The sequence below is a fragment of the Escherichia sp. MOD1-EC5189 genome (assembly GCF_002966045.1).
Taxonomy (GTDB): Bacteria; Pseudomonadota; Gammaproteobacteria; order Enterobacterales; family Enterobacteriaceae; genus Escherichia; species Escherichia coli_F.
The window spans coordinates 62,092-82,365 of record NZ_PTRX01000006.1; the positions used below are offsets into that span (position 1 = coordinate 62,092).

Annotated in this window: 15 protein-coding genes and 1 pseudogene; 6 read left to right on the plus strand and 10 right to left on the minus strand. The window is 52.1% G+C overall.

Going from position 1 to position 20,274, the window contains the following annotated elements:
• Nucleotides 1-3 precede the first annotated feature (3 nt).
• A complete protein-coding gene (gene exuT / locus ATB02_RS06810) occupies nt 4-1,302 on the minus strand; it encodes a hexuronate transporter ExuT (RefSeq protein ID WP_001298326.1) in 1,299 nt (432 codons plus the stop codon).
• Nucleotides 1,303-1,784: 482 nt separating this feature from the next.
• Here exuT and uxaC point away from each other — a divergent pair, with 482 nt between their 5' ends.
• From uxaC to ATB02_RS06825, 3 genes are all read left to right on the plus strand, one after another.
• A complete protein-coding gene (gene uxaC / locus ATB02_RS06815; RefSeq protein ID WP_000187442.1) occupies nt 1,785-3,197 on the plus strand; it encodes a glucuronate isomerase in 1,413 nt (470 codons plus the stop codon).
• Nucleotides 3,198-3,211: 14 nt separating this feature from the next.
• On the plus strand, nt 3,212-4,699 hold the full coding sequence (gene uxaA, locus ATB02_RS06820) for an altronate dehydratase (RefSeq protein WP_001199376.1): 1,488 nt from the start codon (nt 3,212-3,214) through the stop codon (nt 4,697-4,699).
• An 82-nt stretch (nt 4,700-4,781) separates the two neighbouring features.
• Complete coding sequence (locus ATB02_RS06825) at nt 4,782-5,336, plus strand: YgjV family protein (protein WP_000128139.1); 555 nt, start codon at nt 4,782-4,784, stop codon at nt 5,334-5,336.
• A gap of 4 nt (nt 5,337-5,340) precedes the next feature.
• Here ATB02_RS06825 and sstT read toward each other — a convergent pair whose 3' ends face one another.
• From sstT to ATB02_RS06855, 5 genes are all read right to left on the minus strand, one after another.
• Nucleotides 5,341-6,585 (minus strand): serine/threonine transporter SstT, encoded by a 1,245-nt coding sequence (gene sstT / locus ATB02_RS06830; RefSeq protein WP_105271286.1) that lies wholly within the window; start codon nt 6,583-6,585, stop codon nt 5,341-5,343.
• A 469-nt stretch (nt 6,586-7,054) separates the two neighbouring features.
• Nucleotides 7,055-8,020 (minus strand): TerC family membrane protein Alx, encoded by a 966-nt coding sequence (gene alx, locus ATB02_RS06840; protein WP_001098830.1) that lies wholly within the window; start codon nt 8,018-8,020, stop codon nt 7,055-7,057.
• A gap of 282 nt (nt 8,021-8,302) precedes the next feature.
• Entirely contained in the window at nt 8,303-9,289 is a 987-nt protein-coding gene (locus ATB02_RS06845; protein WP_105271344.1) for a Gfo/Idh/MocA family protein, read from the minus strand.
• 78 nt (nt 9,290-9,367) lie between these two features.
• Entirely contained in the window at nt 9,368-10,060 is a 693-nt protein-coding gene (locus tag ATB02_RS06850) for a SanA/YdcF family protein (protein ID WP_105271287.1), read from the minus strand.
• 76 nt (nt 10,061-10,136) lie between these two features.
• Nucleotides 10,137-10,640: a M48 metallopeptidase family protein gene (locus ATB02_RS06855; RefSeq protein ID WP_001295542.1), complete on the minus strand. Its 504-nt coding sequence runs from the start codon at nt 10,638-10,640 to the stop codon at nt 10,137-10,139.
• 84 nt (nt 10,641-10,724) lie between these two features.
• Here ATB02_RS06855 and rlmG point away from each other — a divergent pair, with 84 nt between their 5' ends.
• The 3 genes from rlmG to higA all read left to right on the plus strand — a co-directional run bounded on the left by rlmG (nt 10,725) and on the right by higA (nt 12,873).
• Complete coding sequence (gene rlmG, locus ATB02_RS06860; protein ID WP_105271288.1) at nt 10,725-11,861, plus strand: 23S rRNA (guanine(1835)-N(2))-methyltransferase RlmG; 1,137 nt, start codon at nt 10,725-10,727, stop codon at nt 11,859-11,861.
• 284 nt (nt 11,862-12,145) lie between these two features.
• Nucleotides 12,146-12,460, plus strand: coding sequence for a type II toxin-antitoxin system toxin HigB (gene higB, locus ATB02_RS06870; protein ID WP_105271290.1), 315 nt, complete (start codon nt 12,146-12,148; stop codon nt 12,458-12,460).
• Complete coding sequence (gene higA, locus ATB02_RS06875) at nt 12,457-12,873, plus strand: type II toxin-antitoxin system antitoxin HigA (protein WP_000560266.1); 417 nt, start codon at nt 12,457-12,459, stop codon at nt 12,871-12,873. The genes higB and higA overlap by 4 nt, the downstream gene beginning before the upstream one ends.
• A 110-nt stretch (nt 12,874-12,983) precedes the next feature.
• Here higA and fadH read toward each other — a convergent pair whose 3' ends face one another.
• The 4 genes and pseudogenes from fadH to ATB02_RS06895 all read right to left on the minus strand — a co-directional run bounded on the left by fadH (nt 12,984) and on the right by ATB02_RS06895 (nt 20,229).
• Nucleotides 12,984-15,002 (minus strand): NADPH-dependent 2,4-dienoyl-CoA reductase, encoded by a 2,019-nt coding sequence (fadH, locus tag ATB02_RS06880; protein ID WP_105271291.1) that lies wholly within the window; start codon nt 15,000-15,002, stop codon nt 12,984-12,986.
• Nucleotides 15,003-15,225: 223 nt separating this feature from the next.
• Nucleotides 15,226-17,576: pseudogene (gene ygjK, locus ATB02_RS06885) on the minus strand (alpha-glucosidase).
• Nucleotides 17,577-17,591: 15 nt separating this feature from the next.
• Nucleotides 17,592-18,662 (minus strand): protein YgjJ, encoded by a 1,071-nt coding sequence (gene ygjJ / locus ATB02_RS06890; protein ID WP_039021363.1) that lies wholly within the window; start codon nt 18,660-18,662, stop codon nt 17,592-17,594.
• 133 nt (nt 18,663-18,795) lie between these two features.
• Complete coding sequence (locus tag ATB02_RS06895) at nt 18,796-20,229, minus strand: amino acid permease (RefSeq protein WP_001285439.1); 1,434 nt, start codon at nt 20,227-20,229, stop codon at nt 18,796-18,798.
• Nucleotides 20,230-20,274: the final 45 nt, after the last annotated feature.

Below are 20,274 nucleotides of genomic sequence, written 5' to 3' on the forward strand. Positions count from 1 at the left end.
GCCTTAATGTTGCGGTGCGGGATCGTTATGTGATTCCTGCGCCACCTCAATCGCCGGTTTGTTCTGCAACACAGTCCAGATAACCAGCGCACCCAGCAGGTCGAATACTGCCAGAACTGCGAACAGCGGGCTGAAGCCGATGGTGTCAGCCAGTGCACCGACTACCAGTGCAAACAGCGTACTTGCCAGCCATGCGGACATCCCGGTTAAACCGTTCGCCGTCGCCACTTCGTTACGACCGAACACGTCAGAAGAGAGCGTAATCAGTGCGCCAGACAGGGCCTGGTGAGCAAAACCACCGATACACAGCAGCATAATCGCGACATACGGGTTAGTGAACAGACCGATCATACCTGGGCCAATCATCAGCACCGCACCCAGCGTTACTACCATCTTACGGGAAACGATCAGGTTCACGCCAAACCAACGCTGGAACAGCGGCGGCAGGTAACCACCGAGGATACAACCGAGGTCAGCAAACAGCATCGGCATCCAGGCGAACATCGCGATCTCTTTCAGGTTAAAGCCGTAAACTTTAAACATGAACAGCGGGATCCACGCGTTAAAAGTACCCCAGGCAGGTTCAGCCAGGAAACGCGGTAGCGCGATACCCCAGAACTGACGGTTACGCAGGATCTGACCAACGGACATTTTCTTCGCTGTGTCAACCTGGTGCTGGGCTTCCTGACCATTAATAATGTAGTCACGTTCTTCATCGGTCAGATGTTTCTGGTCGCGCGGATGCTTGTAGAAAATCAGCCATGCCATCGCCCAGATAAAGCTCAACGCACCGGAGATGATAAATGCCATCTGCCAGCTGTGCATCACGATTGCCCATACCACCAGCGGCGGCGCAATCATGGCACCAATCGAAGAACCTACGTTAAAGTAGCCGACCGCGATGGAACGCTCTTTTGCCGGGAACCATTCGGAACTGGCTTTCAGACCCGCCGGGATCATCGCCGCCTCTGCAGCACCTACCGCACCACGAGCAACCGCCAGGCCACCCCAGCTACCTGCCAGCGCGGTTGCGCCACAGAACACAGCCCACAGTACAGCAAACATTGCGTAACCGATTTTCGTACCCAGCACATCCAGTACATAACCTGCTACCGGTTGCATGACCGTATAAGCAGCAGAATAGGCTGCGATGATATAGGAATACTGTTGGGTGGAGATGTTTAACTCTTCCATCAGAGTTGGCGCAGCTGCCGCCACAGTGTTACGCGTCAGGTAACCAAGCACGGTGCCGAGCGTCACCAGTGCGATCATATACCAACGTAACCCTTTAATTTTACGCATGTAAAACCTCATCGTTTTGTTATATCCGCAGGAAGCGCGGCCATCATCCCGCCAGAGGCTGAAGATGTTAGTTACGACCGGGTAACCGAAAAAAAACCGGCACGCCCCGAACGTTGCCATGAAAGTTTCGTGCTAATTCGGCTTCCGTACCGGTTAACCCGATTCATCTAACAAATGAATGAATCGGCAATTTGCATTCCGTCGACTTATGATTTGCGACGGCAGAAAGATAACTTGTCATACAACTTTAAAAGGTGAGAGCCATCACAAATGTGGGAATATTTGTAGGGACATTACCTGATGATAGCGAGGCCAGTACTGGCGCGGCTTGCAGCGAGATTTACCACTTTGAGAGTAATTTTTTTAACTACGTTTATTGATCTATCTCACGAAAATATCTTCGGACTCTGGAAATTGGTGTGATAACTTTGTCAGCATCGCACCATAAGCAAGCTAGCTCACTCGTTGAGAGGAAGACGAAAATGACTCCGTTTATGACTGAAGATTTCCTGTTAGATACCGAATTTGCCCGCCGTCTGTATCACGACTACGCAAAAGACCAGCCGATTTTCGATTACCATTGCCATTTGCCGCCGCAGCAAATCGCAGAAGACTATCGTTTTAAAAACCTGTATGACATCTGGCTGAAAGGTGATCACTACAAATGGCGTGCTATGCGCACTAATGGCGTGGCTGAGCGTCTGTGTACCGGTGATGCGTCTGACCGTGAAAAATTTGACGCCTGGGCGGCGACCGTTCCGCACACTATCGGCAACCCGTTATACCACTGGACGCACCTCGAACTGCGTCGTCCATTTGGTATTACCGGCAAATTGCTTTCCCCGTCTACCGCTGACGAAATCTGGAACGAATGTAACGAACTGCTGGCGCAGGATAATTTCTCTGCGCGCGGCATCATGCAGCAGATGAACGTGAAAATGGTCGGCACTACCGATGACCCGATCGATTCACTGGAGCATCACGCTGAGATCGCCAAAGACGGCTCTTTCACCATTAAAGTGCTACCGAGCTGGCGTCCGGACAAAGCTTTCAACATCGAACAGGCGACCTTTAACGACTACATGGCGAAGCTGGGTGAAGTCTCTGATACCGACATCCGTCGTTTTGCTGACCTGCAAACAGCCCTGACCAAGCGTCTGGATCACTTCGCCGCTCACGGCTGTAAAGTGTCTGACCACGCGCTGGACGTGGTGATGTTTGCTGAAGCGAACGAAGCGGAACTGGATAGCATTCTGGCGCGCCGTCTGGCAGGCGAAACCCTGAGCGAGCACGAAGTGGCACAGTTCAAAACTGCGGTGCTGGTGTTCCTTGGTGCCGAATACGCACGTCGCGGCTGGGTACAGCAGTACCACATCGGCGCACTGCGTAATAACAACCTGCGTCAGTTCAAACTGCTGGGGCCGGATGTAGGCTTTGATTCCATCAACGACCGTCCGATGGCAGAAGAGCTGTCTAAGTTGCTGAGCAAGCAGAACGAAGAAAACCTGCTGCCGAAAACTATTCTGTACTGCCTGAACCCACGCGATAACGAAGTGCTGGGCACCATGATCGGTAACTTCCAGGGCGAAGGTATGCCGGGCAAAATGCAGTTCGGTTCCGGCTGGTGGTTTAACGATCAGAAAGACGGTATGGAACGTCAGATGACCCAACTGGCGCAGCTCGGTCTGCTGAGCCGCTTTGTCGGTATGCTGACTGATAGCCGTAGCTTCTTGTCATACACCCGTCACGAATACTTCCGCCGCATTCTGTGCCAGATGATTGGCCGCTGGGTGGAAGCGGGCGAAGCACCGGCGGACATCAACCTGCTGGGCGAGATGGTGAAAAATATTTGCTTTAACAATGCGCGTGACTACTTCGCCATTGAACTGAACTAAGGTCTGGGGTTGATATGCAATACATCAAGATCCATGCGCTGGATAACGTCGCGGTTGCTTTAGCAGATTTGGCGGAAGGCACAGAAGTCAGTGTCGATAACCAGACTGTTACGCTGCGCCAGGATGTTGCTCGTGGACATAAATTTGCGTTAACGGATATCGCAAAAGGGGCCAACGTCATCAAATATGGCCTGCCGATTGGTTATGCATTGGCGGATATTGCGGCGGGGGAACACGTCCACGCCCACAATACGCGCACGAATCTGAGCGATCTGGATCAGTATCGCTATCAACCTGATTTTCAGGATCTGCCTGCGCAAGCGGCAGATCGTGAAGTGCAGATCTATCGTCGCGCTAACGGCGATGTCGGGGTGCGTAATGAGCTGTGGATCTTGCCAACCGTGGGCTGTGTCAACGGCATCGCGCGGCAGATCCAAAATCGTTTCCTGAAAGAGACCAACAACGCCGAAGGTACTGACGGCGTGTTCCTCTTCAGCCACACCTACGGCTGCTCACAGCTGGGCGACGATCACATCAATACCCGCACCATGCTGCAAAATATGGTGCGCCACCCGAACGCGGGCGCAGTGCTGGTGATTGGCCTGGGTTGTGAAAACAACCAGGTTGCCGCATTCCGTGAAACGTTGGGCGATATCGATCCTGAACGCGTTCATTTCATGATCTGCCAACAGCAGGATGATGAGATCGAAGCCGGGATCGAGCATTTGCATCAGCTGTATAACGTGATGCGCAACGACAAGCGTGAGCCAGGCAAACTCAGCGAACTGAAGTTTGGTCTGGAGTGCGGTGGTTCTGACGGTCTTTCTGGTATTACTGCTAACCCGATGTTGGGGCGTTTCTCTGACTACGTGATTGCTAACGGTGGTACTACCGTACTGACCGAAGTGCCGGAGATGTTCGGCGCAGAGCAGTTGCTGATGGACCATTGTCGTGACGAAGCAACGTTTGAAAAACTGGTCACCATGGTCAATGACTTCAAGCAGTACTTTATTGCCCATGACCAGCCGATCTACGAAAACCCATCGCCGGGGAACAAAGCGGGCGGTATCACCACGCTGGAAGACAAATCACTTGGCTGTACCCAAAAAGCGGGTTCCAGCGTCGTGGTTGACGTGCTGCGTTACGGCGAGCGTCTGAAAACGCCGGGGCTGAACTTGTTAAGTGCGCCGGGTAACGATGCCGTAGCGACCAGCGCCCTGGCGGGTGCGGGCTGCCATATGGTGCTGTTCAGTACGGGTCGTGGTACGCCGTATGGTGGATTTGTGCCAACGGTGAAAATCGCCACCAACAGTGAACTGGCGGCGAAGAAAAAACACTGGATCGACTTTGACGCGGGTCAGCTGATCCACGGTAAAGCGATGCCGCAGTTGCTGGAGGAATTTATCGACACCATCGTTGAGTTTGCCAACGGTAAGCAAACCTGCAACGAGCGTAACGACTTCCGCGAACTGGCGATCTTTAAAAGCGGCGTAACGCTATAAAGTCGAAATGAGTTGTTAATAAAAAACGGCGTTTCATAATGTGAAGCGCCGTTTGCTTTTCCATACCTGCTAAGGATTTATCATGACCGCGTATTGGCTGGCCCAGGGCGTGGGTGTCATCGCCTTTCTGATTGGTATCACAACATTTTTCAATCGTGACGAACGTCGCTTCAAAAAGCAGCTTTCGGTCTATAGCGCCGTTATTGGCGTACATTTTTTTCTTCTGGGCACCTATCCCGCTGGTGCCAGTGCCATCCTTAATGCCATTCGTACATTGATTACCTTACGCACGCGCAGCTTATGGGTAATGGCGATTTTTATTGTGCTGACTGGCGGAATTGGCCTCGCGAAGTTCCATCATCCTGTCGAACTATTGCCGGTTATCGGCACGATTGTCAGTACCTGGGCGCTATTCCGCTGTAAAGGACTGACCATGCGCTGCGTAATGTGGTTTTCAACGTGTTGCTGGGTGATTCACAACTTCTGGGCGGGGTCGATAGGCGGCACGATGATTGAGGGGAGTTTTCTGCTCATGAATGGCCTGAATATCATTCGTTTCTGGCGGATGCAGAAAAGGGGAATTGATCCGTTTAAAGTAGAGAAAACAACCCCTTCCGCAGTAGACGAAAGGGGTTAAACAATTAATTACGCAGGGCGCTATTTGCCAGACGATCGTCTTCTGCCTGGCAAGCTGCCGCAGTGAACAGCACGTCAGTTGAAGAGTTCAGCGCGGTTTCGCAAGAGTCCTGCAATACGCCGATGATAAAGCCGACGGCAACCACCTGCATGGCGATATCGTTCGAAATACCGAACATATTACAGGCCAGCGGGATCAGCAGCAGAGAACCACCTGCCACGCCGGACGCACCACAGGCGCACAGAGAAGCCACTACGCTCAACAGCAGCGCCGTTGGTAGATCCACCGGAATACCCAGCGTATTAACCGCAGCCAGCGTCAACACGGTAATGGTGATTGCTGCGCCCGCCATATTGATCGTTGCACCCAGCGGAATAGAAACGGAATAGGTATCGCGATCCAGATTCAGCTTTTCACACAGCGCTATATTCACCGGAATGTTCGCCGCAGAGCTGCGGGTGAAGAAGGCGTACACGCCGCTTTCGCGCAGGCACAGCAGCACCAGCGGGAACGGGTTACGACGAATTTTCCACCACACCAGCAATGGGTTAACCACCAGCGCCACCAGTAACATACAGCCAACCAGCACCACCAGCAGTTGCGCGTAGCCCCACAGTGTGGAGAAACCGGTGGTTGCCAGGGTAGAAGAAACCAGACCAAAAATACCGATCGGTGCGAAACGAATGACCAGTTTCACCATAAAGGTGACGGCATTCGACATATCATTGACCAGGTTTTTAGTGGTTTCGTTACCGTGACGCAGTGCGAAACCGAGGCCAATAGCCCACACCAGAATCCCGATGTAGTTACCTTTCAGCAACGCGTCGATGGGGTTGGAAACCATGCTCATTACCAGCCCACGCATCACTTCTACAATGCCTGACGGTGGCGAAATATCACTCGCGCTACTGGACAAGTGCAGGGTAGAAGGGAAGGCAAAGCTGAAGACTACCGCGGCCAGAGCAGCAGAGAAGGTGCCCAGCAGATAGAGGAACAGAATAGGGCGAATGTTGGTTTTCTGCCCGTGCTGGTGGTTAGCAATAGATGCCATTACCAGCATCAGCACCAGAATCGGCGCTACAGCTTTCAGGGCACCAACGAACAAAGTACCTAACAGACCGACAGCTTCAGCCGCCGGTTTTGAGATCCATGCCAGAAGAATCCCCAGAACAAGGCCGACCAGGATTTGTTTTACCAGGCTGCCATGAGCCAGACGCCGGAATAGCCCCGGTGAACGTTGCGTAGTCATTTTTCGATCCTTTCATTGTGTTGTCGCACATCCCTGGTGCGTTCTGTCGACGCATCTTTCAGGATGTAACAAAGTGTTTGCAAGGTCGAGTATAAGGAAAGTTACAGCTTCGGGAAGCGAAAAATGCTGGATTTTAAAGAGAGGTCATATTTTGCAACTTAATGGTTACATTTGTTTGACATAAACAGAGGGAAGGACTGGCTGCTGAGACTGATTAGATAACATATAGGCAAAACTATTTGGCATATGAGAACTGTTGCGCTCCTGTGATATGCGATGCCACATAAAGTCACTGGCGCAGGGAGCGGCCAATCGCCGCTGCCCCGGCCTCCAGGGAACGCTTCGGTGATTTTGACGCCACTAACACCCAAGCGATCTTTTTGTAAAGAGCTATAAGTCGGTTACATACTTAATCGCTCATCTTTGTCTGGAATGAGTTATCACCCGTAGTGGCTTAATATACAGCGAATTATCCCACCCGCTGCTTATCATGCCGATAATTCACCCAGGCGTTGATAATAAACGTCATCACCAGAATGCCAAACACCACGCCCAGCGAGACGGCGATTGGAATATGGTAGAAGTCGACAATCAGCATCTTGATACCGATAAACACCAGAATCACCGCCAGGCCATATTTGAGCATCGAGAAACGCTCCGCAACGCCCGCTAGCAGGAAATACATCGCACGCAGGCCGAGGATTGCAAACAGGTTTGAGGTCAGCACAATGAACGGATCAGTGGTCACGGCGAAGATAGCCGGAATGCTATCCACGGCGAAAATCACGTCGCTCAACTCCACCAGAATCAGTACCAGCATCAGCGGCGTGGCATACAACAAACCATTCTTACGCACAAAGAAATGCTCGTTGTCGATGGTGTCGGTCATACGCAAATGACCGCGCAGCCAACGCACCAGCGGCTTGTCACCAATACCTGATTCATCTTCATGAGCCAGCGCCATCTTCACGCCAGTAAACAGCAGGAAGGCACCGAAGATATACAGGATCCAGTCGAACTGCGAAATCAGCCAGCTGCCAGTGAAGATCATGATGGTACGCAGAACAATCGCCCCGAGTACGCCATACACGAGCACGCGGCGTTGTAATGCCGCCGGAACAGAGAAATAGCTGAACAACATCAGCCAGACGAAGACGTTATCGACCGCCAGTGATTTCTCAATCAGATAACCCGTGAGGAAGGCCAATGCCTGAGGGTCCGCGACTTCGCGCCCCTGTGTCTGCGCCAGATACCACCAGAAAGCGGCATTAAACAATAACGACAGTGTCACCCAGACCAGCGACCAGGCCGCAGCCTGTTTCATGGTCATGGCATGTGCCCCGCGACGCCCCTGCAACAACAGGTCGATAGCCAGCATAATGACGACAACAACAGCGAATCCGCCCCATAGCAACGGCGTGCCGACAGTATTCATAGAAGTTCCTTACACATAAAAAAACGGCCAACGTCGGAAGACGTCAGCCGCTGCTTTTTATGCATAGACCTCGCCTTCCGGCAAGGTCTCACTTACAACAAAAAAGGAATACGTCTGCGTATTCCTTTCGGGTTGCCCGGTGACCGGATGTGGTTTTTCACACATCGTAATGACGATCGACCGGCAATGAAGTTACTCCCCTTTGCAGGTAACAAAGTATGACAGACCATTCGGTCAGTCAATGGTCAGTTACATCCCTTTTACACTGTTTTACTTTGGCTATTATAGTTTTACGCTATCTGCCGGAAAAATCACCCCGGTCTGGCGGCGGATCTCGGTCAGCAGCCTGGCGGTGATACGACTGACCGCCAGCCCTGGATGATCTACCAGATGTTCATCCACCAGGGTAGCGAACAGCTCTGCTTCGTACAGCATGGTATTAATATGCTGCGGTTGGGTAAGATCCTGCATCTGGCTGCCGCGCGGCACAAAGCAAACTTTCTGGCATTCAGACAGTTTTTCAATCACCAGCGATCCCGCTTCGCCCTGAATCTCACTTGCCAGCACAGAATCACTGACCTTTGAGTGCTGCAAGGTAACGCTGAAATCACCGTAATCCATCACCACCACGCCGTGGGCATCCACACCACTTGCCAGCAAACTGGCGGTTGCCTGCACGCCTTTCGGTTCACCAAATAACGCCACCGCCGACGCCAGACAGTAAAAGCCGATATCCATAATTGAACCGTTGGAGAATGCCGGATTGAAGGTGTTGGGATTCTCGCCGTCCAGATAACGTTGATATCGCGAGGAATATTGGCAATAGTTGAAAAAGACTTTACGCAATTTGCCAACTTTCGGCAGTACCTGGCGTAACAAATGAAAGTTCGGCAGGCTGGCGGTTTTAAATGCCTCAAACAGCACCACCTGATTTTCCCGCGCACAGGCAATGGCGGCATCCACTTCCGCCAGATTCGACGCCAGCGGTTTCTCGCAAATCACATGAATTTTATGGCTAAGGAAAAGTCGTGTCTGGGGAAAATGCAGGGCATTCGGGCTGGCAATATACACCGCGTCAATAGCATCACTTTCTGCCATCGCTTCCAGCGATGTAAACAGATGCTCGACAGAAAAATCATTGGCGAAGTGCTGGGCCTGTTCAAGGCTGCGGGAATAGACAGCGGTTAACTTGTATTTACCGCTCTCATGGGCGGCCTCGACGAACTGGCGGGTGATCCAGTTCGTGCCAATCACAGCGAAACGTATCATAACGCGTGGATACTCCATAAAGGGATTCTGCCGTCAATGTAGCACGCCTTTTTCATCTTCGACGTGCGCAGATACGCATTATTCTTTCGCCGGACAGCCATGCTCGCTAAACGGCCCAATCATGACCGACGGCCCGAGATATTTCGGCTGTCGATGGAGGATTTTCGCGTCAATCACTGCGCTGACGCGAGCGAGTTTCTCCCGCAGCTGAGTATAAAAACCATGTTTCATATTCAGGTCTGGTGCGTTAAACCCGATGGCATCGATGCCGTACTGTTTTGCCAGCCAGATGGCGCGTTGGTTATGAAATTCTTGCGAAATAATAGTGATATGGCTTTCACCAAACACCTTTTTGGCACGCACCACCGAATCAAGCGTTGAGAATCCGGCATAGTTGCAGAAGATGACTTTTGCGGGTACGCCTTTAGCGATCAAAGCCTGCTGCATGCCTGAGGCTTCATCGTAATTTTTACGTCCGTTATCGCCGCTCACTAGTAGCCATTTCACTTTTCCGGCGTGGTACAACTCTGCTGCGGTATCAATACGTCGGGTAAAGTAGCGATTACCCGGCCTCGCTCCCAGCAATAAACCCACGTTACGCGCCGGAACGGCGTTGACATTGCTCCAGGTCAGCTGCTTGCTGGCGTTGACCATAACGCGATCGGCAATAAAAATGGTCGCTCCTGCTATAAGCAACAATAAACAGCCAAGCTTTAGAGTCCGGCGAGAAAAACAAATACGGAGAAGAAGGCGGGCAAAGGCGCGCAGCATGGTCGTTATCCTTAACGAAAGGGGGGAGGTCGATTTTAGGCGCTAAAGGAAGAAAAGATAACGCCTGACATCATTTTCAGATTTTGTCCTGCCCAAGCGACAACTGCGTTAGCCACAGACGAGTGTCGAATTCAAGCTGGTGGTACTGCGGTTCCATATGACAGCACAACTGGTAAAACGCTTTGTTGTGCTCTTTCTCCTTCAGGTGCGCCAACTCGTGCACCACGATCATGCGCAAAAACGGTTCCGGCGCGTTGCGAAACACGGTAGCGACGCGGATCTCTGCTTTTGCTTTCAGCTTGCCGCCCTGCACACGCGAAACAGCGGTATGTAACCCGAGCGCGTTTTTCAGCACATGGATCTTGTTGTCATACATCACTTTATTGATCGGCGGGGCATTGCGCAGAAACTGATTCTTCAGATCCTGAGTATATTGCCAGAGGGCTTTATCGGTGGCGTAGTCGTGTGTTCCCGGATAGCGTTTTGCCAGCACATCGCCCAGACGCTGTTCATTAATCAGCGTGCGCACCTGGGAAAGCAACTGTTCGGGATAACCCTGAAGATAAGTAAGATTGCTCATAACCGCCCACGAAAAAGAGAAAAAGGGTATACTCACGCACCCTTTTCAGGGGCAACGTCGAAATTTTATCATTCAGGAGGGCCGATGAGCCACTTAGACAACGGTTTCCGTTCACTGACACTACAACGTTTTCCGGCGACGGATGACGTTAACCCGCTACAGGCGTGGGAAGCGGCAGATGAATATTTGCTGCAACAGTTGGACGACACAGAAATCCGCGGCCCGGTGTTAATCCTGAATGATGCCTTTGGGGCGTTAAGTTGTGTGCTGGCGGAACATAAGCCGTACAGCATTGGCGACTCATACATCAGCGAACTGGCGACGCGCGAGAATTTACGCCTCAACGGGATTGATGAATCGAGCGTGAAGTTTCTCGACAGCACCGCTGACTACCCGCAGCAGCCTGGCGTAGTGCTGATCAAAGTGCCGAAAACACTGGCATTGCTGGAACAGCAACTGCGCGCATTGCGCAAAGTAGTCACGCCGGATACACGTATTATTGCCGGTGCTAAAGCCCGTGACATTCACACCTCCACGCTGGAACTGTTCGAAAAAGTGCTCGGCCCGACCACCACCACACTGGCATGGAAGAAAGCGCGCCTGATTAACTGCACTTTCAACGAGCCGCCGCTGGTTGATGCACCGCAGACCGTTAGCTGGAAGCTGGAGGGTACTGACTGGACTATCCACAACCATGCGAATGTCTTCTCACGCACCGGGCTTGATATTGGCGCGCGCTTCTTTATGCAGCATCTGCCAGAGAATCTCGAGGGTGAGGTTGTCGATCTCGGTTGTGGTAACGGCGTTATTGGCCTGACGCTGCTTGATAAAAACCCGCAGGCGAAAGTGGTGTTTGTCGATGAATCACCAATGGCGGTTGCTTCCAGCCGTTTGAATGTTGAAACCAACATGCCAGAGGCGTTGGATCGCTGCGAGTTTATGATCAACAACGCGCTCTCCGGCGTGGAGCCGTTCCGCTTTAATGCTGTGCTCTGCAACCCGCCGTTTCACCAGCAACATGCACTGACCGATAACGTTGCCTGGGAAATGTTCCACCACGCGCGCCGCTGCCTGAAAATCAACGGCGAGCTGTATATCGTTGCCAACCGTCACCTGGATTACTTCCATAAACTGAAGAAAATTTTTGGCAACTGCACCACCATTGCCACCAATAATAAATTTGTGGTGCTGAAAGCGGTGAAGCTGGGGCGTCGTCGGTAAGATTGACAGCTACCTGCCGGATGCGGCGTAAACGCCTTATCCGGCATACGTTCAGCACATTACCCCCAGGTCGGATAAGACGCGGCAAGCGTCGCATCCGGCAATGTCTGCCCAGTTCTGGAATCGCGCTTCCATAAAACAAAAAATCCCTGTCACCATCCTCTACATTCTCTTGTTTAGCGTTATTCTACGTTTATTCTTCCGTCACACAGATAAATTCATCCGTTGCCAATCTGTCAACGGATGTTATCATATTGCCAATTTGTCAACGGACGTGATGAAGAATGCACCTGATAACTCAAAAAGCATTGAAAGATGCTGCGGAAAAATACCCGCAACATACAACGGAGTTGGTGGCTCTGGGGAACACGATTGCTAAGGGATATTTCAAAAAACCTGAGTCATTAAAAGCAGTATTCCCTTCTCTGGATAACTTCAAATATCTGGATAAGCATTATGTTTTCAATGTCGGGGGCAATGAATTACGTGTTGTAGCAATGGTCTTTTTTGAATCGCAAAAGTGCTACATACGTGAAGTTATGACGCATAAAGAATACGATTTCTTTACCACCGTTCATCGTACTAAGGGGAAAAAATGATTGCGATTGCCGACATCTTACAAGCAGGAGAAAAGCTAACTGCTGTGGCACCTTTTCTGGCGGGTATTCAGAACGAGGAACAATACACCCAGGCGCTGGAACTGGTAGATCATCTGCTGCTCAACGATCCTGAAAACCCCTTGCTGGATCTGGTGTGTGCCAAAATAACCGCGTGGGAAGAATCAGCGCCCGAATTTGCTGAATTTAATGCCATGGCTCAAGCCATGCCTGGCGGTATAGCTGTGATTCGTACCCTTATGGATCAATATGGTTTAACCCTTTCCGATCTGCCGGAAATTGGCAGTAAATCGATGGTGTCACGCGTTTTGAGCGGGAAGAGGAAATTAACGCTGGAACACGCTAAAAAACTGGCAACGCGATTCGGCATTTCTCCCGCCTTGTTTATTGATTAACGCGACGTGCCGGATGCGGCGTGAACGCTTTATCCGGCCTACGATTAGCACGTTACCCGTAGGCCGGATAAGACGCAGCAAGCGTCACATCCAGCACTTCAAATAACGATTTAAATCTCCAGCGCCAACCGTGTTCCCTGGGCAATTGCCCGTCGAGCGTCCAGCTCCATAGCCACATCGCAGCCGCCAATTAAATGCACGGTTTTCCCGCTATCAATGAGCGGTTGTGCCAGCGTGCGGTTTGGCTCCTGCCCCGCGCAGATCACCACATGATCTACCGCCAAAATTTGCGGTTCGCCGTTGATCACCACATGCAGCCCGTCATCGTCGATCTTCTGGTAACTTACGCCTGGGATCATTTTCACGCCGCGCGCGAGCAGGGTGGTGCGATGGATCCAGCCCGTAGTTTTGCCCAACCCTTGCCCTGGTTTGCTGGCTTTGCGTTGAAGCATCACAATCTGTCGCGGGCTACGGGGGATCTGCATTCCCTGCGGGCTTAACCCACCACCCTGTTGCAGGCTACTGTCGATTCCCCACTCATTACAAAACTCGGTGATATTCTGGCTGGTGGACTCCCCTGGCTGACTCAAATACATCGCTGTATCAAAGCCAATCCCACCACAACCAATGATGGCGACGTTGTTGCCCACCGGCGCTTTGTCGCGCAGTACGTCGAGATAACTCAACACCTTCGGATGATCGATCCCGTCGATGGGCGGAATGCGCGGTACGATCCCACTGGCGAGGATCGTTTCATCGAACGCCTTTAACTGATCTGCGGTCACGGTGTGATTAAGTTTCAGTGTCACGCCAGTCACTTCGATCATCCGGCGGTAGTAGCGCAATGTTTCGTAAAATTCCTCTTTGCCGGGGATCTGTTTGGCGATATTAAACTGCCCGCCGATCTCGCTATGTGCATCAAACAACGTTACCTGATGACCACGCGCCGCCGCATTGATGGCAAACGCCAGCCCCGCCGGACCTGCGCCGACCACCGCCAGATTTTTTTTCTGCACGGCGGGAAGGATCGGCATTTTGGTTTCGTGGCAGGCGCGAGGATTCACCAGGCACGAGGTGACTTTGCCGACAAAGATCTGATCGAGACAGGCCTGATTGCAGCCAATGCAGGTGTTGATCTCATCGGCTCGCCCCGATTGCGCTTTTGACAGCAGCTCCGCATCAGCAAGAAACGGTCGCGCCATCGATACCATATCGGCATCACCGCGCGAGAGAATATCGTCGGCAACCTGCGGATCGTTAATCCGGTTGGTGGTCACCAGCGGCAATGAGACGTGACCTTTCAGTTTGCGTGTGACCCAGCTAAATGCGCCGCGCGGCACTGGCGTGGCGATGGTCGGAATCCGCGCTTCATGCCAGCCTATTCCAGTGTTGATAATGGTTGCGCCCGCCGCTTCAATGGCCTGCGCCAGTTCTACCGTTTCGGTTAAAGTCCCGCCGCCTTCTACCAGGTCGAGCATCGACAGCCGATAGATAATAATGAAGTCGTTGCCGACGCGCTCGCGCACCGCACGCACTACTTCGACGGCAAACCGCATCCGGTTGCGGTAATCGCCGCCCCACTGGTCGCTACGCTGGTTGGTGCGCAGAGTCAGAAACTCGTTGATCAAATACCCTTCGGAACCCATCACCTCTACGCCATCGTATCCGGCCTCCCGCGCCAGTTGCGCGCAGCGGGCGAAATCGTCGATCAGTCGCAGGATCTCTTCATGGGTGAGTTCATGAGGAACGAAACGGTTGATGGGGGCCTGCAACGCGGAGGGCGCTACCAGATGCGGTTGGTAGCTGTAGCGTCCGGTATGCAAAATTTGCAGGGCGATTTTGCCGCCTTCCTGATGTACCGCTTCGGTAATGGTGCGATGGTGTGGGATCTGGCTGACGTCATTGAGCATTGCACCGCCTTCCATGCCAACGCCTGTTAAATCAGGTGCAATACCGCCGCTAACGATCAGCGCCACGCCGTGACGGGCGCGTTCAGCATAAAACGCCGCCAGCCGCTCGGCACCGTCCGGGTATTCCTCCAGCCCGGTGTGCATTGAACCCATCAACACGCGGTTTTTTAACGTGGTAAAACCTAAATCAAGCGGGGCAAACAGCGACGGGTAGCTCATAAATTATCCAGTATGTAAAATAATTGTTATGTGGTCGGATGAGTTCTAATTTAGCCGTCGCCGGAGAAAAGGGAAAAGGGGAGTGCGGGGTTTGTGATGGGAATCAAAAAGAATACGCTGGTGGTAATGCCGGATGCGACGCTTGCCGCGTCCTATCCGGCCTGGGGGAACGTACATGTAGGGCGGATAAGGTGTTTACGCCGCATCCGCCAGCCGTTGCAAATTACTGCTTACGGAAAAAATCGTTATACAACATATACAAATGTGCGGCACTCCAGGAGAAATTTGGAGCCCCTTGCTGCGCGCCAGTCAGCGGGTTGTAATTCTCCTGAATCGGACCGTCGGCGGTTAATCCTTTGGCATGCTGGAAGAACGTATCCGCCAGTTTCAGGGCATCATCGCGATAACCGTAACGCTCCATTCCTTTCAGACCAAACCAGAACTGATCTACCCATACGCGCCCGCGCCAGTAGATATCCGCGCCAAAAGCCGGGTTGGTTAACGCCGCCGTTCCCAGCGGTACAAAGGTGTTGAACTCTTTGGTGTCCAGCATCACCTTCACCACCGCGTCGGCATTGGCCTGCGTTGCCGCACCGTTAAACAGCGGCGACCAGCCTTCAGGCCCTTTACCGCGCTCAACAATCGGTTTGCCCGCACAGCCGTTCGCCAGCGGTTTATCTTCAATGCGCACTCATAGTAGAACTGCGTGGTCGGGTCGAACATACAGGTATTGATGTAGTCCGCGAGCTGCTGCGCCAACTGGCGATAGCGTTTGGCCTCTTCCGGCTTACCGAGGATAGTTGCCATCTCTGCCAAATAATGGTTATCGCTGTACATATAGCTGGCCTGATCCACCGACTCCTGCAATAGCGAGTAGCCCAGCAACGTTCCGTCCTGGCTGCGGTTCTCGGCGAATTTCACCGTCCAGTCGCTACGTTTGCCGCCGTTAGCGACATATTTATCCAGCTGTTCCTTGTCGATAAACCCAAAGACGGCGGCGTCATCACGGCCCGATTCCCACGACGCAGCAACTTGTGCCGGAATTTCCAGACTGTCGTACTGGCCTTTCTCCACCACGCGGGCGTAGTTGTTCAGCCCAGACAGCGTCTCTTCTTTATCGCCTTTTTTCACCGTAAACAGCATCTCGCCGCTCTTGGTGTTATGGGCTTTATCGCGGGTCGCGCCATATTCCGGCACGCCGTTGCCGTTATGATCGCGGTTACGTAACCACCAGTCGTGATAGGCCACCAGTTTCGGGTACATCTCTGCCAACCAGGCTTTATCCTGGGTGACGTTGTACACTTCCATTACTGACCAGGCGGCAAGGCTGGGTTTGGTATTACGTTCGTTCCAGTTGCCGCCATCGCCGCCACGCTCGGGGCTAAGGTTCCACGCAATCAGGTCGGGGACAAAGCCCACATCCTGTGGACGCACGGTGTCGCCAGGTTGGATCTGCCAGGAGAAGACCGCGCGGATATTCTCTTTGGCGATCTCCGGATTGAAATGCGCCATCGCAAACGCCTGTTTCCAGGTATCCCACGGCCAGGTCTGATTGCCGGAGAACCAGCGTCCGGTCACCGAAGGTGTGACGGTATTAAATTTCACCGCCCCGCCCGGTGAACGCCAGTTACCGTTGAGTGTTTCGATGGCTTTCACCGCGACGCGCGTCTGTTCCGGCGTCGCATCCGGATTGGTTAACCCTTTCTTCAGGTACTCTTCCCAGCGTTGCTGCGAGGCGGTGAGATAAAACGCCGGACGCGCCAGAATATCGCGGATCTGCATTTGCTCTTTGCTAACTTCCTGAGCGGTCAGCAGGTGGGAGTAGGTGGTATAGAGCGTCGTCGACCCGTTGATATGCGCCTTACTGGTAAAGTGATTACCGTTGATTTCAGTCTGCACTGGCAGGGATTTATGCACCTGATATTCTGATTCGCCGGAGGTCAGCAGATCCCAGGTGGCGCGCACTTTGCCAAAGGTGACTTTCAGGCCATCACGGGTGGCGCTGATTTTGCGCTGATAATCAGGGTACTCGCCAGCAATGGTTTTATCGGAAATCGGTTTCCCTTCCTTCGCTTCCAGTTTTTCCAGCAGCTCGCCGTCCCACACCAGATCCAGCGGTTTATTGCTGGTGATTTTAGTTTCCAGTAATGAGGTACGCGGCGTGGCGAAGCGCAGAGTCATTTCGACCTGCACATCTTTTGCTGTCATTTTTTGTACCAGCGCGCCGGGAATACTGTATGCCTCCAGCGTGAAATTGACTTTCTTGCCGTCCTGCCAGACGGTCAGGCGGTCGAAATTGCTGGCCATAAAGTTGATGTATTCTTCTGTCAGCAGCGCAACGCCTGGAAAACCGCCCATGGTGTTCGGGCCGTCTGGCAACAGATGACCATGCCAGGATCCGAGATCGAAAAACGGATTAAAACGCTGGTGATCGTCGTAATCGTAATCCTTCATGTACTGCGGTGCGCCGATACGGTTAATCACGTTTTTGTAATTGTCGGCATTAGCGGCATGGGCGGAAAAACTCATCAGTAGAGCGCAGGCTACTGGCGTTAAAATAGTTTTGATTTTCATGAGATTATTGTCCTTTTACCAGTAGAAATATTGCATCAGGAAGAGTTGGTCGCTGGGATCGTTAGAGGCATTTTTCATGTAGAAGCGGCTATCAAAAGCCGTTGCGAAACGTCCGCCGCCGTATTCGTACCAGATACCAAACTGCATGAAAGAGGTGGTTTCATCGTCAGCGTGGTCAGGGCGATGTTTGGCGTACGTGTAAGCGGTAGAGAGATAAATCCCCTTGAACGCTTCATACATGGCGCTCACCATCATCCCACTTTCACTTCCCGGTACGTCCAGTCCGTCGGCGCGTCCGGTATGGTGCCAGGCGCGAGCGGCAAAGTTAGGGGTAAGCAGGCCAGTGAGATAGAGTTGTCCGGTACCGTCGGTAATTTCCAGACCGTTCATCCAGGTGATGCCTTCGGCAAGGTCATACTGGATGTAACCGTTCATCATTGCCGGATAAGTGTATTTGTCGTCGTAGCGATCGTATTTGCCAAAATGTAGCCAGGCTTTGCTTTCGTCATGATGTCCGGCTGGTGTGGCGGTGACGCTATAACGAAAGTTGCCGGTTAAGTTCTGTACCTTCAGCGCAGTCATAATGTCGCGGGTATTGGGAATGACGTAGCCCAGATCGGGCGTGAAATCGCCCCACCATTGCAGGTCATCCAGCGAGGAATCCTGACGCAGACTGAGCATGATTTCGGTGCCATCATTGGTACGATAACCGCCATAGAAACGGTTAATCCCACCTTCGAAACCGCCCCAGCTATGGTCAGGCACCCAGGCATTACCGTCGTGGTCGGCCTGCACGGTCCAGCCTTCGCCGTAAATCAGGCCGAACCAGGAGCCGTACTTCATCTCCAGGCCACCTTCAATATAGGTGCCGTCGCTGTATTTATGTTTATTCTCACCCTCTAAATCCATATATCCACCAACCCCTAATTCGCCGTAAAAACGAAATGAAGGAGAAGATGTCGAGGTCATTGCGGGTGTTTTTGTGTCGTCATGTTCTGCCGGACGTGCTTCTTCAGCGGCCGCAGAAAAGGCGTAGCAAAACGGCAGAGCAAGTAATGCTCTGCATGGTGCAGTGATTAATTTCATTGTGTTAATCCATGAGCTAAAGAAAAAGTACAGCCTTTTATCGTTGTAATTATAAAAATATAAAGGCAGAAACTATTTTCCCTCTCCCCATCCAGGAAGAGGAAAAATGCCTGCTCATTTTTTATTATTCTGCTTAATCAACATTGCTGGCTGGCGTCGCTTCAATATGGCGCTCTTCAGCCGTTAATCCCTTTATATATTTACTGTATTTCCACCACGCAAAGCCGAGGAAGATAACAATACCGCCGACGTTATAAAAAATGATGGTCAGAATATTCGCGCCAGTCGGGAATGTCGAAGCGACAAACCCTACGGCAAATATCGCAATCAGCATTGAAACAACGATAATACCTGTGCGGCGGGAGCCCATACGGAAATCGCGTGGCAGGTGATCTAATTTGGCGCGTAAATTCAGGTAAGCCAGCATGATGAATAATGGCGGAAGCATGGATGCTGCGGCGGTCATATTAATAATGGTATTCATCAGATCCTGCACGGTATTGGAACCGAGCATCGGGATAATCATCAGCGGGATGACAATCAGGAACTGGATCCATGCCGCGCGCGCCGGAACGCCGTTTTCGTTCAGTTCGACGGTTTTCTTACCAAAGATGCCTTCCGGGATTTCGGAGAAGAAAATTTTTACCGGCGTTGCGGTCCACATCAGCAGGGAACCGAACATTGCGGTAAAGGACACCAGACCGACAAAGCGATTCATCAACGCTTCCGGCAGACCAAAATACGCCGCCATGCCATGGAATACCTGCACCGATCCGCCGGTAAACTTCAACTCTTTGCTGCTGACGAAGACGTTAATCAGCATCGAGGAGACGGAATACAGTACACCGATAAAAATCCCGGCGAGAATGATCACTTTAACAAACGATTTTGAACCGCCTTTGACGTCGTTAACGTACACCGCGACAGATTCCGCGCCACCTGCGGCCATAAAGATCCAGGTAGTAACGCCGAGGAACGCCCAGTTAAAGTTAGGGATCATCGCGTCAACGGTGATCGGATCGGCAGGCTGTACGCCGCCAACCAGCGCCGTGCCTGCCAGTAAAATGTAGGAGAGCGTTAACAGCAGCATCAGCGTTGAAGTGACGGAGGTGATTGGCCCCAGCATTTTCGCCCCGTTGGTGGAAACCCAGGTGGAGAAGGCGAACAGCACCATACTGATAATGGTGGTGGCAACCGGTGTCATAATATATTCGTAGCCGAGGAAAGCATACGAGGCGTAAGCAATAACGCGCGGCAATAATGAGGTGAAAAAGAACAAGTTTACGAACCAGTAGGTATAGGCAGTAATAAATGCCCAACGTCCGCCCAGCGAACTTTTTACCCACGCGTAGACACCGGCTTCCGAGTTTTTATTTAACGAAACAAATTCTGCGATGATCAGACAGAAGGGAATAAAATAAAAAATCGTCGCGAGGAAAAACATTGGTGCCGAGGCCAGTCCAAGCTCAATATTATTATTGATAACGTTGTTAAAGCTGTAAACGGCGGCAAAAGTCAGCGAGAGCAAGCCGAATTTGCCGATTGTATTACGTTTGGTATCAGACATAACACATCTCCGAAAATGAGTAGGGTAGCGGTGGCGGCAAACTCC

Excerpts from the sequence above, each read along its gene's own strand:
- exuT (WP_001298326.1), bottom strand. The coding sequence starts at position 1,302 with ATGCGTAAAATTAAAGGGTTACGTTGGTATATGATCGCACTGGTGACG.
- uxaC (WP_000187442.1), top strand. The coding sequence starts at position 1,785 with ATGACTCCGTTTATGACTGAAGATTTCCTGTTAGATACCGAATTTGCC.
- uxaA (WP_001199376.1), top strand. The coding sequence starts at position 3,212 with ATGCAATACATCAAGATCCATGCGCTGGATAACGTCGCGGTTGCTTTA.
- ATB02_RS06825 (WP_000128139.1), top strand. The coding sequence starts at position 4,782 with ATGACCGCGTATTGGCTGGCCCAGGGCGTGGGTGTCATCGCCTTTCTG.
- sstT (WP_105271286.1), bottom strand. The coding sequence starts at position 6,585 with ATGACTACGCAACGTTCACCGGGGCTATTCCGGCGTCTGGCTCATGGC.
- alx (WP_001098830.1), bottom strand. The coding sequence starts at position 8,020 with ATGAATACTGTCGGCACGCCGTTGCTATGGGGCGGATTCGCTGTTGTT.
- ATB02_RS06845 (WP_105271344.1), bottom strand. The coding sequence starts at position 9,289 with ATGATACGTTTCGCTGTGATTGGCACGAACTGGATCACCCGCCAGTTC.
- ATB02_RS06850 (WP_105271287.1), bottom strand. The coding sequence starts at position 10,060 with ATGCTGCGCGCCTTTGCCCGCCTTCTTCTCCGTATTTGTTTTTCTCGC.
- ATB02_RS06855 (WP_001295542.1), bottom strand. The coding sequence starts at position 10,640 with ATGAGCAATCTTACTTATCTTCAGGGTTATCCCGAACAGTTGCTTTCC.
- rlmG (WP_105271288.1), top strand. The coding sequence starts at position 10,725 with ATGAGCCACTTAGACAACGGTTTCCGTTCACTGACACTACAACGTTTT.
- higB (WP_105271290.1), top strand. The coding sequence starts at position 12,146 with ATGCACCTGATAACTCAAAAAGCATTGAAAGATGCTGCGGAAAAATAC.
- higA (WP_000560266.1), top strand. The coding sequence starts at position 12,457 with ATGATTGCGATTGCCGACATCTTACAAGCAGGAGAAAAGCTAACTGCT.
- fadH (WP_105271291.1), bottom strand. The coding sequence starts at position 15,002 with ATGAGCTACCCGTCGCTGTTTGCCCCGCTTGATTTAGGTTTTACCACG.
- ygjJ (WP_039021363.1), bottom strand. The coding sequence starts at position 18,662 with ATGAAATTAATCACTGCACCATGCAGAGCATTACTTGCTCTGCCGTTT.
- ATB02_RS06895 (WP_001285439.1), bottom strand. The coding sequence starts at position 20,229 with ATGTCTGATACCAAACGTAATACAATCGGCAAATTCGGCTTGCTCTCG.